Source organism: Flavobacterium sp. CFBP9031, from assembly GCF_034044945.1.
Taxonomy (GTDB): Bacteria; Bacteroidota; Bacteroidia; order Flavobacteriales; family Flavobacteriaceae; genus Flavobacterium.
Map to the genome: position 1 here is coordinate 485,630 of NZ_JAXCWF010000001.1, position 16,903 is coordinate 502,532.

General features: G+C 34.2%; 14 protein-coding genes. 3 read left to right on the forward strand and 11 right to left on the reverse strand.

Annotation, left to right across the window (positions count from 1 at the left end; genetic code table 11):
* Window positions 1-181: 181 nt before the first annotated feature.
* Window positions 182-661: a hypothetical protein gene (locus tag SOM12_RS02075; RefSeq protein ID WP_320492214.1), complete on the forward strand. Its 480-nt coding sequence runs from the start codon at window positions 182-184 to the stop codon at window positions 659-661.
* On the forward strand, window positions 648-3,236 hold the full coding sequence (gene ligD, locus SOM12_RS02080) for a DNA ligase D (RefSeq protein WP_320492215.1): 2,589 nt from the start codon (window positions 648-650) through the stop codon (window positions 3,234-3,236). Before SOM12_RS02075 ends, ligD begins: the two co-directional genes overlap by 14 nt.
* On the opposite strand, the gene SOM12_RS02085 is transcribed toward ligD, so the two are convergent.
* The 11 genes from SOM12_RS02085 to SOM12_RS02135 all read right to left on the reverse strand — a co-directional run bounded on the left by SOM12_RS02085 (window position 3,233) and on the right by SOM12_RS02135 (window position 16,081).
* Entirely contained in the window at window positions 3,233-4,012 is a 780-nt protein-coding gene (locus SOM12_RS02085) for a Ku protein (protein ID WP_320492216.1), read from the reverse strand. The genes ligD and SOM12_RS02085 overlap by 4 nt on opposite strands.
* Window positions 4,013-4,275: 263 nt before the next feature.
* Window positions 4,276-5,088 carry a methionine ABC transporter substrate-binding lipoprotein MetQ gene (gene metQ / locus SOM12_RS02090; protein ID WP_320492217.1) on the reverse strand — a complete coding sequence of 271 codons (813 nt, stop codon included), beginning with the start codon at window positions 5,086-5,088 and terminating at the stop codon, window positions 4,276-4,278.
* 45 nt (window positions 5,089-5,133) lie between these two features.
* The gene (locus SOM12_RS02095; RefSeq protein WP_095929005.1) at window positions 5,134-5,787 is read right to left on the reverse strand and encodes a methionine ABC transporter permease MetI; all 654 of its coding nucleotides are present in this window, start codon (window positions 5,785-5,787) and stop codon (window positions 5,134-5,136) included.
* Window positions 5,780-6,811 (reverse strand): methionine ABC transporter ATP-binding protein MetN, encoded by a 1,032-nt coding sequence (metN, locus tag SOM12_RS02100; protein ID WP_320492218.1) that lies wholly within the window; start codon window positions 6,809-6,811, stop codon window positions 5,780-5,782. The genes SOM12_RS02095 and metN overlap by 8 nt, the downstream gene beginning before the upstream one ends.
* Window positions 6,812-7,285: 474 nt before the next feature.
* Entirely contained in the window at window positions 7,286-8,314 is a 1,029-nt protein-coding gene (locus SOM12_RS02105; protein ID WP_320492219.1) for a hypothetical protein, read from the reverse strand.
* Window positions 8,305-9,519 (reverse strand): hypothetical protein, encoded by a 1,215-nt coding sequence (locus SOM12_RS02110; RefSeq protein ID WP_248727745.1) that lies wholly within the window; start codon window positions 9,517-9,519, stop codon window positions 8,305-8,307. Before SOM12_RS02110 ends, SOM12_RS02105 begins: the two co-directional genes overlap by 10 nt.
* 384 nt (window positions 9,520-9,903) lie before the next feature.
* Window positions 9,904-11,013: an N-acetylglucosamine-6-phosphate deacetylase gene (nagA, locus tag SOM12_RS02115; protein ID WP_320492220.1), complete on the reverse strand. Its 1,110-nt coding sequence runs from the start codon at window positions 11,011-11,013 to the stop codon at window positions 9,904-9,906.
* Window positions 11,014-11,164: 151 nt separating this feature from the next.
* A complete protein-coding gene (locus tag SOM12_RS02120) occupies window positions 11,165-12,562 on the reverse strand; it encodes a TolC family protein (protein ID WP_095929011.1) in 1,398 nt (465 codons plus the stop codon).
* Between the two features lies 1 nt (window position 12,563).
* The gene (locus tag SOM12_RS02125; RefSeq protein ID WP_095929012.1) at window positions 12,564-13,916 is read right to left on the reverse strand and encodes an HlyD family secretion protein; all 1,353 of its coding nucleotides are present in this window, start codon (window positions 13,914-13,916) and stop codon (window positions 12,564-12,566) included.
* Window positions 13,917-13,918: 2 nt separating this feature from the next.
* Window positions 13,919-15,574: a peptidase domain-containing ABC transporter gene (locus tag SOM12_RS02130; protein WP_320492221.1), complete on the reverse strand. Its 1,656-nt coding sequence runs from the start codon at window positions 15,572-15,574 to the stop codon at window positions 13,919-13,921.
* A 102-nt stretch (window positions 15,575-15,676) separates the two neighbouring features.
* On the reverse strand, window positions 15,677-16,081 hold the full coding sequence (locus SOM12_RS02135; protein ID WP_095929014.1) for a hypothetical protein: 405 nt from the start codon (window positions 16,079-16,081) through the stop codon (window positions 15,677-15,679).
* 357 nt (window positions 16,082-16,438) lie between these two features.
* On the opposite strand from SOM12_RS02135, the gene SOM12_RS02140 reads away from it, so the two are divergent.
* Window positions 16,439-16,897: a DUF1810 domain-containing protein gene (locus SOM12_RS02140; RefSeq protein ID WP_320492222.1), complete on the forward strand. Its 459-nt coding sequence runs from the start codon at window positions 16,439-16,441 to the stop codon at window positions 16,895-16,897.
* Window positions 16,898-16,903 lie beyond the last annotated feature (6 nt).

Consider the following 16,903-nt stretch of genomic DNA (forward strand, 5'->3'; position numbering starts at 1 on the left):
AGTTAGATTAGTTTTCAAGTTAAATTTTATACTTAACGGTTATAACATTCGAATCTTAAAATATTTGAAAACCAATATTTTACTGATAATTATATAAGTGCTTTTTTTAATCCTATAACATAAAACAGCCTTTTTAAAAGTAACTTTGATAAAGAGTTTTTAATTCAAAAACAAGGTCAATATGATTTACACCATTATACAAGTAATTTTAATTTCTATTGTGGCAACATCGGCTATGACTTGGTTTAGTTATGCTATGTCGGAAAATTTTAAAGAATTATATAAAGAACCTGTTTTATTGAGTTTTGCTCTAAAAAAAACAAATACAAGCCTTTCCGAAGAATCTCAGAAAACTTGGGGATGGCTAATACATTACATTATTGGTTTTCTATTTGTTATGGGATATCATATAGTATGGGTAAAGAATATTTTACCAATTTCTCCACTAAGTGCTCTTATATTAGGAGTTATCAGTGGTGTAATTGGCATATTCAGCTGGATTATCATATTTAAAATGACCGATCATCAACCCCCAATTGATTTTAAAGGTTATTATATTCAGCTGTTCTTTGCCCATATTATTTTTGCTGTCACGGCAACGGCGCTTTACTCTATTTCATTAACCACTTTAATTCTTTTGAAAGATTATGTCACTGTCTAAATACCATCAAAAAAGAGATTTTAAACAAACCCGTGAACCAAAAGGAAAAGTAGAAAAATCGGCTAACGAATTAATTTTTGTGGTACAGAAACATGCCGCATCGCATCTTCATTACGATTTTAGGTTAGAAATGGATGGCGTTTTAAAAAGCTGGGCAGTGCCAAAAGGTCCGTCAATGGATCCTGAAGTAAAACGTCTCGCAATGATGGTAGAAGATCATCCGTATAGTTACAAGGATTTTGAAGGTACAATTCCAGAAGGAAACTATGGTGCCGGAAATGTGATTGTTTGGGATAATGGAACATATACTTCAGATGAAAAAACAGCTTCGGACGAAAAACAATTATTAAGCGATTTAGAAAAAGGACGTTTGAGTTTTGTTTTAAAAGGAAAAAAACTCAAAGGCGAATTTTCGTTGGTTAAACTTCATGGCAAACAAGAAAATGCTTGGCTTTTAATCAAGAAAAATGATAAATATGCTTCTACTGAAGATATTTTAGAAAAAAATAAATCGGTTATTTCTAAAAGAAGTTTGGAACAGCTGATAGAAAAATCTGAAAAACTGGCTTCAAAAACAGAAGAAAAAACAGTTGAGAAAAAAACAGCAAAAAAAAAGTCTAATCCGAAAGTTAAAATAGCTGAGTTTATAAAACCCATGCTTGCCAGTGTGAGCGAAAAGCCATTTGATGATGACGAATGGGTTTTCGAAAATAAATACGATGGCTACAGGACGATTGCCGTTATTAATGATCAGCAGGTAGATTTATTCAGCAGAAATCAGCTTTCATTTACTGATAATTTCAAACCAATCGCCGAAGAATTACAACAAATAGATCATAACGTAGTTTTGGATGGCGAAGTTGTGGTGGAAAATGATGCTGGCAAAGCCGATTTTCAACTGCTTCAAAATTACATGAAAACCGGAATTGGGAATCTCAAATATTACGTCTTTGATTTATTGAATTTGGATGGAAATCTGATTACCGAATTATCGCTTTTGGAACGAAAAGAACTGCTGAAAATTCTCTTCAATAAATATCCTTTTTCGAATGTTTTTTATTCTGAACATACCGTTGGCGACGGAATAAAACAATTTGAAAAAGCAGTTAAAAATAAAACGGAAGGTATAATTGCCAAAAAATCTGACAGTACTTATACCGTAAATAGAAGAAGTTCCAACTGGCTCAAAATAAAAACAGCAAACGAAGAAGAAGCCATAATTATCGGAATCACCGAACCTAAAAATTCGAGAAAGTATTTTGGTGCGCTTCTTCTAGGTCAATATCATGGTAAAAAACTGCAATATATTGGCAAATGCGGAACGGGTTTTACAGAAGCTGTACTGAAAGATTTATACACTCAACTCGAGCCTTACTTTATCGAAAAATCTCCGCTTGACGAAAAAATCTCTTTGCGCGATCCCATTCAATGGTTGAAACCAAAAGTGGTATGTCAGGTAAAATTTTCCGAATGGACGCAGGATCAGCATTTGCGACATCCTGTTTATCTTGGATTAAGGGTTGATAAAAAAGCTGAGGAAGTGAATTTTAATGGTAATGAAAATGGCAATGACAATGGCAAAATCAATTTGGAAAACGATGTTAATGGGAGTTCTAATTTAATTGAAATGGAAAAATCAAATAAACACAAAACTGAGAATGATTACGATTTAAAAGTTGGTAAAACTACCTTACATCTTACCAATCAGAATAAAATTTATTTTCCAAAAGATGGAATTACAAAAGGTGATATTGTGCAATATTATAATGAAGTTTCAGAACTGATTTTACCGTATTTAAAAGATCGTCCAGAATCGATGAACCGTTTCCCAAACGGAATTGATTCTCCTAGTTTTTATCAGAAAGATGTTGATGTCGATAAAATTCCGAAATGGCTTAAAACCAAAAAAATCTTCTCAGAATCCAACAATGCCAACATTGATTATCTTATTTGCAATAATAAAGAAACACTCCTTTATATGGCCAATTTAGGCTGTATCGAAATGAATCCGTGGAATTCGACCATAAAACATATTCAGAATCCAGATTGGCTCGTAATTGATTTAGATCCCGCAAAAGACGACTTTAAACTAGTGGTTCAAACTGCTTTGGTTGTAAAAGAAGTTTTAGACGAATTGGAAACCGAATGTTTGTGCAAAACTTCGGGCGCTTCTGGACTTCATATTTATATTCCGCTTGGCGCGAAATACGATTATGATTCTATTAAAATTCTAGCCGAATTAATTGCCAAAGAAGTACATTCGAGACTGCCAGATATTACTTCGATTGACAGAAGCATCAAAAAAAGGAAAAATAAACTGTACATCGATTTTTTACAAAACCGACGCGGACAAACTTTGGCAGCGCCGTATTCTGTTCGTCCAAAACCTGGTGCAACAGTTTCTACGCCTTTAGAATGGAGTGAGGTAAATGATAAACTGCATCCGTCGCAATTTACCATCAAAAATGTATTGAAGCGATTTGAGAAAAAAGGCGATTTATGGAAACCTGTTTTATCGAAAGGCGCCAATATTAAAAAGATTATTCACAAATTGGAAAATAACCAAAATAGTTAAGACGATTTTTTCTTTTTGTTTTCGAGACTGGCTTTCAGCATTTCCATTAAATCGTCGCTTTGTTTGTGCACGACTTTTAGTTTTGGAGCTGCTTTTTGCGGTTTTCCTTTGGCTTTCTTTTTAATGATATCCAAAAGCTTGGCGGTATATTCGTCTTTAAAGCCAGAAATATCAAATTTCTCCGTTAGCTGATCGATTAGTTTTTCGGCCATGTCCATTTCTTTTGTCGATTTTTTTGACATTGGTGGCAGTTTTAATTCTGCCGTACTTCTAATCTCCTGTTCAAATCGAATTCGGTTTAAAACAATGACATTTTTGTACGGTTTTAGAATTGCCAGACTTTCTTTATTTCGCAGTACAAATCTTGTAACACCTACTTTTCCTGAAGCTTCGAGCGCATCGCGAAGTAACCCGTAGGCATTCATGGCGCCTTTATCGGGTTCGAGATAATAGGGCTGTTCGTAATAAATACTTTGGATTTCTTTTTCGAAAGCAAAACTTTCAATATCGATTGTTTTGGTTTTAATAGCGTCTGCAGCTTCAAAATCAGAATCTTCCAAAACAATATATTTACCTTCCAGATTATATCCCTTTACAATATTGGCAAAATCTACTTCTTTACCCGTATTTTCGTTAACACGTTTAAACTTGATATTAGCGTGATCTTTTGCGTCAAGCATATCCATATCCAGACTGCTTTCCTGCACCGCCGAAAACATTTTTATTGGAATATTAATTAACCCAAAACTTACCGAACCTGTCCAAATCGATCTCATGGCTTTTGCTTTAAAAATTGAACTCTAATTTAATTCAATAAAAAAACGTAAGCATTACAAAATCAACAGATTGTTTTATATAATTGTTAATGGTAAATGGTGAATTGTGAATTGTGAAATACCATCGTGGTTCCCGTGGTTGAAACCACGGGCTATGTTTGAATATATGTGCGTATATAACAAAAAAAAATGAGTTATGAATTATAAGTTAGGCAACACTCCTAACTTATAACTCATAACTTTTAACTTTTAACTTAAAAAAATTACCAGCCTTTAACTGCTCCTCCTTTAAATTCTTGTTCAGCAGCTTTTTCTACTTCTGGAGATTGAAAAGCCTGTAAAAACTGTTTTACTTTTTCTTCGTTTTTATTGTCTTCGCGGCTTACCACCAAATTTACATAAGGAGAATCTTTGTCTTCAACAAACAAAGCATCACGAGATGGAACCAATCCTGCTGCAGAAGCAAAAGTATTGTTGATGATCGCAATAGACACGTTTTGGTCATCTAAGGCACGAGGCAATTGAGGTGCTTCTAATTCTAAGATTTTTAAGTTTTTAGGATTGCCAACAATGTCTGTTACTTTTGGCAATAAACCAACACCATCTTTCAACTTCAATAATCCGTTTTTCTGTAGAAGCAATAACGAACGTCCTCCGTTTGTTGGATCATTAGGGATAATAATTGTGCTTTCGTTTTTCAATTCAGAAAGGCTTTTTATTTTTTTAGAATACCCAGCAATCGGATACACGAATGTATTTCCGATAATGGCTAATTTGTAACCTCTTTGTTTCGATTGCTCGTCTAAATATGGTTTGTGCTGAAATGCATTTGCATCAATATCACCCTGGCTCAAAGCTTCGTTTGGAATAACATAATCGTTGAAAGAAACTAATTCTACTTCCAATCCGTATTTTTCTTTTGCCACTTTTTTAGCCGCTTCCGCCACTTTTAGTTCTGGACCAGAAGCCACACCTACTTTTATAAAATGAGGATCGTTATTTTTTTTGTTTCCGCAATTGGATAAAACAAGCGCCAAAGCCAAAACTCCAGCCGTTTTAAAAATATTAAGTTTCATATATTTCTAATTGTAAATTGTTAATTATAAATTATTAATTGAGGATTATCTATGATCGAATCGTTTTGATAATCTGTCTCCAGCAAACTGAATTACGAATACCAGAATAACCAATAAAGCCAAAACCGAGTTCATTGTTACGGCATCATAACCAATATATCCGTATTGATACCCAACTTGTCCTAAACCACCTGCTCCAACAGCTCCTCCCATTGCAGAATATCCAACAAGAGTAATTAAAGTTATTGATGCTGCATTGATTAAAGAAGGCAAAGCTTCTGGCAATAATACTTTGTACACAATTTGTAAAGGAGTTGCACCCAATGCTCTCGCTGCTTCGATTAATCCCGACGGTAAGCCTAGCAAACTATTTTCTACCAAACGGGCAATAAACGGTGCTGCACCAATACTCAAAGGAACCAAAGCGGCACTCACACCAATAGAAGTCCCAACAATAGCGCGTGTAAACGGAATCATCCAAACGATTAAAATAATGAATGGAATAGAACGAAAAACGTTTACCACAACCGATAATGTTCTGTTTAAAACCGGCTGTTCCAGAATCTGGTTTTTACGAGTTAAGAACAATAAAATTCCTGTTGGAAGTCCCAACAAAAACCCGAAAAAGCCCGATACAAAAGTCATAACAATGGTTTCCCATGTTCCTTTTAACAATAAATCTATAAGAGAATCAGACATAACCTATAATTTCTGTTTTAATATGTTTTGAATTAAAATATTGAATTGCTGCATCGTAATTTTCGCGTTTCCCTGAAAGTTCAATCAGCATTACACCAAAATTCACTTCGCCAGCCTGATCCATCTGTGCGCTAACGATTTTAAAATCGGTATCAAAAAGTCTTGAAACTTCTGAGATAACAGGTTCGTTAACCGATTTTCCTGTCATTTCCAGTTTCAATAACGGATTCAGATTTCCATTGTCTTCTTTCTGTAATTTTTCCTGATAAACAGACGGAACTTCGATATGAAGCGAAGAAGAAATAAATTCTCTTGTTAGTTCATGTTTTGGGTCTGCAAAGATTTCGCCCACACTTCCCTGCTCAATTAATTTTCCGTGACTGATTACCGCTACTTCATCGCAAATAGATTTTACCACTTCCATTTGGTGTGTGATCAGCAGAACCGTAATGTTAAGACGTTTGTTAATGTCTTTCAGTAAATTTAAAATCGATCTCGTTGTTGCAGGATCAAGCGCGCTTGTCGCTTCATCGCACAGTAAAACTTTCGGATTATTAGCCAAAGTTCTTGCAATGGCAACTCTTTGTTTTTGTCCTCCCGAAAGACTTGCTGGATAATCATTGGCTTTTTCTGCCAATCCGACTAATTGCAATAATTCTAAAACGCGAGTTTTGATTTCGGTTTTTGGCGTTCCAGCCAATTCTAGCGGAAAAGCCACATTTTCAAAAACCGTTCTCGAAGAAAGTAAATTGAAATGTTGAAAAATCATTCCGATTTGTCTTCTTTCAATCGCCAATTCAGCATTTGACAACTGCATCAAAGCTTTTCCGTCAACGATAATTTCGCCAGAAGTTGGTCTTTCCAACAAATTCACGCAGCGAATCAAAGTACTTTTTCCTGCTCCGGAAGTTCCAATTACACCAAAAATTTTCCCCTGAGGAACCCTTAGAGAGACATCAGACAAAGCAGCTACAATTCTGTCTTTCTGATGAAAAGTTTTGGTTACATTTTTTAATTCAATCATTCTTTACAGTTTAAAAAACAAAAAAGCCTTCCATTAATTAGTTGAAAGGCGTTTTCGAAATAAATTTTATCATTTTATATATTAAGCCAGATCAATAAACACCATAACAGCACCACAGCACATCATACTGCGACGATAATAATTATTCATTTTCTGGTTCTGTTTCTTCATAGCGAGTGCAAATTTAAATAGTTATTTTCAATTTTAAGCTATAAATTGTTAAAACTTTTATTAGCCTATCAATCTAGTAGGCTTTTTTTTTGAAATCCCAAATTCCAATCTAAGTTTTAAATTCCAAATTCCAATCTTAGTTTAAATTCGAATCTTGGAAATCCAAATTCCAAATTTGAAATGCCGAATTTTATTTCAATTCAAAAAAAAGCCAAATTCCAATTTGCCCGAGACTTCGAGATTGGAATTTGGAATTTTTATTCTTTGGAATTTGGATTTTTAAATATTGGAATTTAAAAAAAACTAGTTGTTCTGTTCTGCAATTACCGACTTATTCAATTTTATTACTCTGATTTTTTTATTGGTATTATCAGATAAGAAGATACGATCGTTAAGTTGCGCTGTTCCAACAATAGTTCCAAAAGCATTTTGTCCTAAAATATCAGAAACGCTTAAAGCTGCTTTATAATTCTTTTTAATGAATTCGTCTTTTGGATATAGTTTTAAATAAGAGGCACTTCCAACATTTTCTGAAGTAACTGCCCAATCTTTGCTAAAAGATACTGCAATTGGCTTAATGTCTACAAATTGCACTTTTTCTGGCTCTATAGGAGTGGTTAACGAAGCTGCTGCATTGGCTTTAATATTGGCAATATTATAGTATAAATAGCTTTTGGCATCTCTTCCTCCCACAACCAAATTTCCATCAAAAACATCCAATGAATACACTTCTGTATACCCGTTTAACGTATTCAATTTGGCAATAGGCTTTAAATTCCAATCGCTTGTTTCTGTAATTTGAGTAGCGTCAAGAACCTTTATGCTCTTTTCTTTTTCTTTTACAAACACCAATCCGTCTTTTGCTACTACGCCAAAAACATGAACAAAAGTCTGCCACCACTGACCATTTCCAACAGTGCTAATTCCAGCATTTGTAATCTCATCAAAAACAAATAATCTCGATTCTGTACTGCCAACATAAATACGGCCAGCATCAACAGAAACCGATGTTAAACTTGTTAGCGCAATAGTTGTGTTTCCTTTTTTATATTCTTTTATTGTTTTAATATGTTCTAAAGTCAGAGCATTAAAAATCTCTAATACATTTCCGTTAATCACATACAATTTTTCATTTGCAATAGTGATTCCTTTCGGGTCAAATGCTTCTGTGCTACCTGGAATATTTTCGTTTGTAATAGAAGCTTCCTCAGTCGGATAATAATAGGTATAATCCTTAGATGCAGCATCGTCTTTACTGCAATTTGTAAACAAACAAAGTGCTAAAATTAGGGGCAGAATATGTTTCATGTGTAGTTTATATTTTAGTTCCATTTTCCTTCGCCTTTATATTTGACTAAAAATGAATTTTTAGGGTCAATTTTAAATACTGGTTTTTTATAAGTTCCTGTTACATAATTTGTTTTCTCATATGTTTTTAAAACATCTGGATCTGTAAAAGGAAGATCATTTAAATAAATTAAATACTTATAAAATTCAGTCAGCATTTCTTGCTGTCCACCGCCTTCTCCGCTATTTGCTAAGTTACTGCTATGGCTGAAACCAATATGATGCGAATATTCGTGAGACCAAACCGACATTTCTCCTAGCCAATGTCCTCTTACATAACCTGATTCCCACTGCGATGCCAGATTTCCTCCGCCCCAAGCAGAATCGCCTCCAACCATTGCCATCCAAAGCGTTCTTTTATCTAGATAATTCCAATATATTTTTTCAATTTCTTCTTTAGAATAATAATCGTAAACACCATCTACATCATCTGCATTTCCGTGCCAGTTTAACGCGCCATTTATGCCCGTTCCTGCCGTTGCTGCCTGTTCTTGCTTGTACTTGTCAAAATTGGTGAATGTACTGTAATACAGTGGATGGCTCAATGCATAAGAATAGTTGATAATCATTGTAATCGCTTCTTTTGCCAATGCAGGATTCATCGGAAGATATTTACCCAAATCATTAATGTGGTATCCGTCATGAAACTGAACCAAATGATTAGATTTTATCTTTTTGAATTGTTTAAACAAAGGATCATCTGATTCTACAGAAAACTCGATCGCTCCAGATGAAAACCCTTCAATTTTATCGATTGTTACTGTATTTCCTGTTTCTAGCAAATAATCGTTTTTCTGCTCTGTTAAAGGAATTTTATGAAAAGAACGGTGAAAAGCAGGAACTTTTGAAAAACTATAAAGCAAAAACTTTTTATCGTAATTAGGCAATTTTGCATACACTTTTACGTCTGTTAATCCAACTGGAGAATAAAGCGAAATTTGTACAGAATCTTTTCCTTTTTGAATAACTTGAAACGGTTCGTTTACTCTAAACCAGCGATCTGTTTTGTCGTACATTCTTGCTGGATCTTCGTCATCGGCAAACATGGTCATCGGATGATTTTCTGCTGGCAAAGCTGTTAAATCTATGCTTGCTAGATAATTTGGTTTGTACGAATCTCCATCGTCACTACAGCCAAAAATAATACTTGCCAGTAGGGCAAATACAAAAAAGTGAGTGTTTTTTCTCATAGTAAGTAAGTAGGTTTGGGGTTAAAAATATGGTGCAAAACTATAAATATGATTTTTAAAATCATAGGTATTGCAAGAAAAGTATGAAGGTAAAATATATTAAAAATCGTTTTTTTTGTTTTAAAAATATCTAAAGGTTAGTTTTTAGACTATTATATACTGCTTCTTCTAATTTGTTTTTTTTAGTTTTTCGGAAGAAATACTGATGTATAATCCTACTACAACTAAAATAACTCCAAAAAGCGTATATAAAGTCAGAGGTTCATCGACCACAAAAAAGCGAAACCAATTCCAACTAAAATGATTTTACATTCTTTTAATTTATTGAAAATTAAAAGTCGTTTTCTTCAATCATATAAAATAGGTAAGTTGGTTTAAGAAAAATTAAAGGGTTTCTATTTCGCTTAAATCAGCATTGAATTTAACAAAAGTGGCAGGAAATCCAGATTTAATTTTTCCCACTCTATCTTGCATACCAATTGCAGAAGCTACTCTTATAGTAGCCATTTTTATGGCTTCATCTGCAGAAACATTTAGATGATTATACGCATTTTGCACCGCTTCTGCCATAGATATTGTAGCTCCCGCCAGATTGCCGTCTTCATTTCTGTAAAAACCATTTTCTAAATGAGCATCAAAATTATCCCATTTAAAATTGGCTACTTTTCGTCCTAAAAAAGTAGCATCGCTTATTAAAAAGAATTTATCCTTTTTTAATTTGTAAGCCACTTTTGCCGCCGCATAATCGCAATGTGCACCGTCTAGAATAACTGGCGCATAAACAGCTTCATTTTCAAACACGGCTCCAACTAAACCTGGTTCACGATGTCCAAACTGTGTCATGGCATTAAATAAGTGCGTTACCAGATTTATTCCTTTAGCAAAATAAGGTTGCGCTTCTTTATGAGTTATGGTCGAATGTCCGATCGAAATGGTAATTCCGCTTTCAATCAGTTTATTCAATTGTTCTTCTGTAAAACATTCTGGAGCAATTGTAATTACTTTAATAACATCTTTTCCTTTTTCGATAATTTCTTCAAGCTCAGCATTAGTCGGTTTTCGAACTTGATCAATGCTGTGAGCACCACGTCGCAACGGATTTAAAAATGGTCCCTCTAAATGCATTCCGATCACACCATTATTATGCTTTTCCATGTAATTGCGAACGGCTTCAATTCCTTCTAAAATGGTTTCTCTTGAAGAAGAAATCAAACAAGGTAAAACGTGTGTTGTGCCGTATTTCATACTTGCATCATAAATATCCTGAATGGTTTCCTCGTTTGGAGTCTGGCTGAAATAATACTTTTCACCGCCATTGATCTGAATATCTATAAATCCTGCTGAAAGATGATTGCCTCCCAAATCGATTTTTTCCAAATCATTTGGGATTTCTTTCTGCACCGAAATAATAGTTCCGTTTTCAATAATAACAACTCCATTTTCAATTATTTCGTCACCTGTATGCACAACAGCATTTACAATCGCTTGTTTCATGATTTAATTTGTTTCTTTTTAGCCAAATTTAAAAAGAAGTTTGAATTAATTGCATAAATAAAAAAGCTTCAGATGATTCTGAAGCTTTCTAAATTTAAATTATGAAAATTAATATAGTACAGTCATTGCAAACTGCATATCTGATTACGTATTAATCTGGATTTGCCAATATTTTATACAATTCGGCATTCGACAGATAAAACTGATTCTCTAAACTTATTTGCGACAATTTTGCGCTAACCAAATTATTTTCTCTCGAATTGATTAAGAAAATCGAACTCTCACCAAATGAGAATAATTTTTCTTCTGAATTCAGCATCGTCATATAATCTTGTACAAGATTGTCGATCACGATTTTCTGTTTTCTTAACGAAGCAATTTCTGTCTGCTGCGCTTTTATTTTATTTTTAAGTTCCAATCGCTGCTGTCCAATATCATATTGCATATCCTGAATTTTTAGTTTAGCCATTTTTAAACTTCCACGTTCTTTTCTCAAGAAAATCGGGAAACTGAAATCGATGTTAAACTTATAATCATCGGCGTTGAAATTATTCCAGTAATTGGGTTCTGAAATGTAATTGTAGCCCACATTTATTTTCGGAAGCAATGAATTGGCTTTCAGCTGGCGGTTGACTTCCAAAATATCCATTTTAGTTTCTAAAGATTGAATCTTTGGGTGAGAGTCTAATGATTCAACATCGACCATCATGGCATCTGTTTTCAAAGTTTCCTCAATGGTCTGAATTAGATTTTGTTCTGGTTTTACCAAATCTCCCAATTCAACCGGAACATTTTCAATCCATAAAAAATTGGCCAGTTTCAATTTTGCTTTCGCTAATTTCAAATTTCCGTTTTCAACATTCAGTTCTCTATTTCGCACGGTAATTTTAGCTTCAACGCTGTCAATTGCTGGCGAATCTCCCGCTGCAATTAGTTTTTTAACCCCCTCAAAACGAGTGCTCGCAAAACCTAAATAGTTTTTATACAATTCTGCTTCGTTATAACTTCTTCTCCATTCAAAATAAGCTTCACTTGCTTGATATAAAACTTCAATTGCTCTCAATTTTCGCTGTGCATCGCTCAGTTTTACTTGAAGTTTTCCTTCGCGAACATCGGCCATTCTTTGGTTAATAAACATTCCCTGACCTAGAGCAACATTAATTCCAAGCGAAGTTAAACCTGCTTCTGGAGTTTTGTTCTGCGGATTGTAATAGTCTCCACTTGTATCGTCAAAACCTGCTTTTACTTCAATTCCATACCAAGTCGGAATTTTGAAACTGCTGTTTAATAACGAATAATATTCTGTGCCTTTAAATTCTTTCTTATTGTAATCTACTTCCAGTTTTGGATCAAATCCGCCTCGAGCCATCATCAATTTTGCTTGAGCATTTGTCACTTCAAGATTGGCTTGTTTTACCAACGGGTGATATTTTTTTACATATCCCAAGTACTCGATAAAAGTAAGTTCCTCTTGATTAAAATTCTGGCTATGAAGTGTAGAAAAACAAAATAGTATTAAGAAAGAAAACAATTTTACAAGATTTCTCATTTTACTTTTTCTCCTTTCCTTTATCTTCTTTTTCTCCTGAATTATAATAGTTTGGCGGAAAACCATTTAAGTTTCGCCAAATCTCGTACCATACCGAAACGGTTTCTAGCAATGCAATACTTTGCGCACCTGCACCAATACTCAATTCTTTTGGCCAGTGACGATCTTCTCCATCTGGTGAAACCAAAATTCTGTATTTCCCGTTCGGACTTATAAAGTTTTCTATCGCTACAACTTTACCTCCGTAAGTTCCATAAGATAATCCTGGCCATCCAGAAAATACAATTCTAGGCCATCCATCAAACCAAACACGAACTTTTGCACCACGATGCACAAGCGGTAAATCGATTGGATCTACGTAAGTTTCTACCGCAATATCATATTTAGAAGGCATAATGCTCACAACAGGAGTTCCTTCTTTAATCGTTTCTCCAAGACCAGCCAGTAAAGCTCGGTTTACGTAACCGCTCTGTGGCGCTGTAATATAATATAAACCGTTTCTAAGTCTGTAATTAGTATATTGGTTTTCTAGCTTATTTACCTGAGCTTCTGTATCGTATTGCGTACTTAAAGCAGTAAATTTATCGCTTCTTGATTTTGATATTTTTTCAGCATATTCAGCAGTAATTCTATTGATTTCTACTTTTGCATTTATCAATTCATTTTTGCTGCTCAACAATTTATTTTCCTGCGTAATCACATAAGCTTCTGACTCTTGCAGTTTTAATCTTTTCTGCTCGACATCTGTCAGCGGTTTAAGACCTTCTTTGTTTAAAGCAGTCGAACGGTCAAATTGTGTTTTTGCAATTCGAAGCTGAGTTTTTACTGCTACAAGATCCATACTGTCGCTTTTTATTTTCAATTGTGACTGACGAATTTTGTTTTGCGCTTGCTGCAATTTCAACTGTCTTTCCGTGTTAAGCGACTGCGCCTGCACGTCAAGAGAGTTTACTTTATCTCCATACGATTCTACAGCCATTTTTTTGGCATCTACTTGCTGTTTGGTATTATTAACCAAATTAGGATCTAAATAATCTTCTTTGATCTCCGAAATAAAAAGAATTGTATCTCCTTTTTTTACGTAATCTCCTTCTTTTACAAACCATTTCTCTATACGTCCAGCAATGGCATTATGAACAGTCTGTGGTCTTTGATCTGGTTTTAAAGTCGTTACAGAACCTGTTCCTGAAATATTCTGTGTCCAAGGCAAGAAAAGGCATAAGACAGCAAAAATCAAAAATCCGATTATGACTTTATTTAAAATTGCGTAATGTGGTCTACGAGCAACACTTGTAATCGATTTGTATTGCCCCGGCGTTATAAGTACGTTGTTATCTTTAGATAGGTTGAGCATGATTAAAGCTTTATGTCGTTAATAATTTTTCCGTCATCAATCGTAATCATACGACTGCATTTGCTTTTCCAAATATCATTTTTAGAAGTCACAATAACAGTCCAGTCATTTTCTTCAGAAAGTAAAAAGTCTACAATTTTACTCGAAGTCAAATCGTCCATTTTGTCAACTGGATCTTCTAAGAATAAGATATTCGGTTTACCCACAATACTTCTTGCCAAAAGAATTTTTTGAACATCAGAAGCAGATAGTTCACGACCTCCAGGATGAATTTGATTTTCCAACCCGTTTTCAAAAGTTTTAATATATGGAGTAAGGCCAACATTATCTAAAGCCCATTTTAAATCATCGCTGTTTAATTCTTCATTTCCAAAAACAATATTCTCACGAATTGTTCCTGCAAAAAGTGTATCGCCTTGCAAGAATGTCCCTGCCTGCGCTCTATATGTGTCTTCGTTAAGACGATTCATATAATTGTCAGTTACGTACATTGCTCCACTTTCTGGTTCTAAAACACCCGAAAGCAATCTTAGCAAAGTACTTTTTCCTGCACCATTTGTCCCTGTAAGAATGATTTTTTCTCCTTGAGAGATTTTTAAATTGATATTCTTCAGTGATTTTTTGTTGTGTTCTGGATAATGGTAATTGATGCTTTCGGTCTCAATATTGATTCCTTTTTCAGTTTTATCTGAAGTTTGAGGAATGCATGAAATTTCCATATCAGTAACCTGACCAATTTTTTCAACAGAAGTCAATACGTCGTAGAAAGACTCTAATCCGAAGATGATTTTTTCTACCGAGTTGATTAATAATACAATTACGATTTCAGCTGCTACGAACTGCCCTATGTTCATTTGGTGGTGAATTACCAGAAAACCACCGATCGATAATAAGGCAGCAGTAACAATTACTTTAAAAATAGTCAGCTGAATATATTGTTTCTTCATTACCTGAAAGTGCTGTTCGCGGTAATTTACATAGTTGGTTGCATATTGGTCATTTCTTTCCAAAGCATATTCAAAAGCTCCTTTTCTACGGAAACTTTCTCTATTTCTAGCAATTTCCTGAAGCCATGCTGCCACTTTATATTTAAATTTCGATTCGTTTAAACTGGTTTCCAGACCATCTTTATACGAAAATTTAAAAATGACATATAAAATGACAATAAATAAAAGTCCAATTACCATAAAGAAAGAATGATAAAGAACCAATAGAATAATCCCCAGACCAACCTGAAGAAATGCGGTGCAGAAATCAAGCAATAGTTTTGCAGTGCCTTTCTGTACCATTAAAGTATCAAAAAAACGATTGGCTTTTTCGGGAGCATATTCCGAGTACATTTCTTTAAATTTTATTAAAGGCATTCTGTACGCAAACTCAAAAGAAGAGCGCACAAAAATTCGCTGTTGCAAATTCTCCACAATTCGCAACTGCAAAATCGTTAGAACTCCGCCAAAGCCAACTCCAACCGTAACTAGAATCACGAGAACGATCCACGAGACGCTCAGCTGTCCGCTTTGAATAAAATTAATAATAGCTTGGATTCCCAAAGGCAGAGAAAGATTAACTAACCCTGCAAATGCAGCATAGAAGATAATTTGATACACATCGCGCTTATCGAGCTGCAATAAGTTATAGAAACGTTTAAATGGTGTCATGAATTTAAGTATAAATACAAGATTATTACATAGAATAAATATACGGCAAAAACCGCATTTTTGGATTAAGATTTTTATCCTAATCCTTAAAAAAACAAGTATTTATGAATTCACCCTAGGAGGCGGTATATCTATTTTACCATGAAAACCAAACGAAAAGATCGTATTATCAATATATTTTTTCCCTTCTGATTCTATTAGAAAACCAAAATGAGGCATCAAAGATTCAGATGAAATCAAATATTCCATTAAAGGAATGCCTTTTGCTAATTTGGCAGTTTTAGTTTCTTTTGTTTTGTAGTCATCCAGTTCCTCTGGGATTCCATCACACTTGAAGATTTTTTTCAGAAAGTTGCAGGTAATGCCTTTTACCGTGTAGGTTTCGGCGTTATCGCTTAAGATCCTTCCAACGCTATTAGAAATATTTAAACTGCTAATTAGAAAATAGCCGACAAGCAATGCCTGAAGGCATTTACATAAAAAGCTATTTTTAATTTTGTTCAACATACTCTAAAAAAGGCTAAAAGTTTAATTGCAATCACATCGTTTTGATTCAAAACCCCAGTGATTTAAGGCGTTTATTATAATTTTTCTGAGCGCGCAATTTAGAGCCAATTTTTTTGTAGAACATTAAAATAACATTAGAATTTAGAATCATTCAAAACTTTAAAATTATATTAACAAGGCATTCTTACAGGCCTATCGGAATTATGTAAAGACAAACTACAATTCTATAACTCAGAACACTATAGGCATTCTACTTTTGGTATTCGAAAATTTTGATACAATTCTTTAAAAAATATATTACAAGTGTTACCGATTAAACAAATTAGATTCACTAACCATTTAATACAGAATCAAGAGATGACTTACGCAAAAAATGATTTGACCCGATTTTTAGATGCGCAAAATAAACTTTATCTGACCGCATTATCTGAAATAAAAAAAGGTAAAAAAGAAACCCATTGGATGTGGTTCATTTTTCCGCAGATCAAAGGACTTGGCAAAAGTGCTCTTTCTGAATATTATGCCGTTGCAGATCTTAAAGAAGCTACTGAATTTTTAAAGCATCCGATTTTATCGAAACATTTAATTGAGATCTCTAAATTGCTGTTGACCTTAAAAAAGAAGTCTGCCGAAGGAATTTTAGGAGAACTTGGCGCAAGAAAACTGCATTCTTCTATGAGTTTATTTGTTCAGGTAGAAAATGCGCATCCTGTTTTTCAGGAAATTCTAGATACTTTTTTCTTTGGACATCTGGATCAGCTGACTTTAAATTTTACACAAAAAACTAGTGTCCTGCCAGACACAGTACTTTCTTAATATTCT

Bases quoted from the DNA above. Each gene is read 5' to 3' on its own strand.
- ligD (WP_320492215.1), top strand. From the start codon at position 648: ATGTCACTGTCTAAATACCATCAAAAAAGAGATTTTAAACAAACCCGT.
- SOM12_RS02110 (WP_248727745.1), bottom strand. From the start codon at position 9,519: ATGAGAAAAAACACTCACTTTTTTGTATTTGCCCTACTGGCAAGTATT.
- SOM12_RS02095 (WP_095929005.1), bottom strand. From the start codon at position 5,787: ATGTCTGATTCTCTTATAGATTTATTGTTAAAAGGAACATGGGAAACC.
- SOM12_RS02135 (WP_095929014.1), bottom strand. From the start codon at position 16,081: ATGTTGAACAAAATTAAAAATAGCTTTTTATGTAAATGCCTTCAGGCA.
- SOM12_RS02085 (WP_320492216.1), bottom strand. From the start codon at position 4,012: ATGAGATCGATTTGGACAGGTTCGGTAAGTTTTGGGTTAATTAATATT.
- SOM12_RS02130 (WP_320492221.1), bottom strand. From the start codon at position 15,574: ATGACACCATTTAAACGTTTCTATAACTTATTGCAGCTCGATAAGCGC.
- SOM12_RS02075 (WP_320492214.1), top strand. From the start codon at position 182: ATGATTTACACCATTATACAAGTAATTTTAATTTCTATTGTGGCAACA.
- metN (WP_320492218.1), bottom strand. From the start codon at position 6,811: ATGATTGAATTAAAAAATGTAACCAAAACTTTTCATCAGAAAGACAGA.
- SOM12_RS02125 (WP_095929012.1), bottom strand. From the start codon at position 13,916: ATGCTCAACCTATCTAAAGATAACAACGTACTTATAACGCCGGGGCAA.
- SOM12_RS02140 (WP_320492222.1), top strand. From the start codon at position 16,439: ATGACTTACGCAAAAAATGATTTGACCCGATTTTTAGATGCGCAAAAT.
- nagA (WP_320492220.1), bottom strand. From the start codon at position 11,013: ATGAAACAAGCGATTGTAAATGCTGTTGTGCATACAGGTGACGAAATA.
- SOM12_RS02105 (WP_320492219.1), bottom strand. From the start codon at position 8,314: ATGGAACTAAAATATAAACTACACATGAAACATATTCTGCCCCTAATT.
- metQ (WP_320492217.1), bottom strand. From the start codon at position 5,088: ATGAAACTTAATATTTTTAAAACGGCTGGAGTTTTGGCTTTGGCGCTT.
- SOM12_RS02120 (WP_095929011.1), bottom strand. From the start codon at position 12,562: ATGAGAAATCTTGTAAAATTGTTTTCTTTCTTAATACTATTTTGTTTT.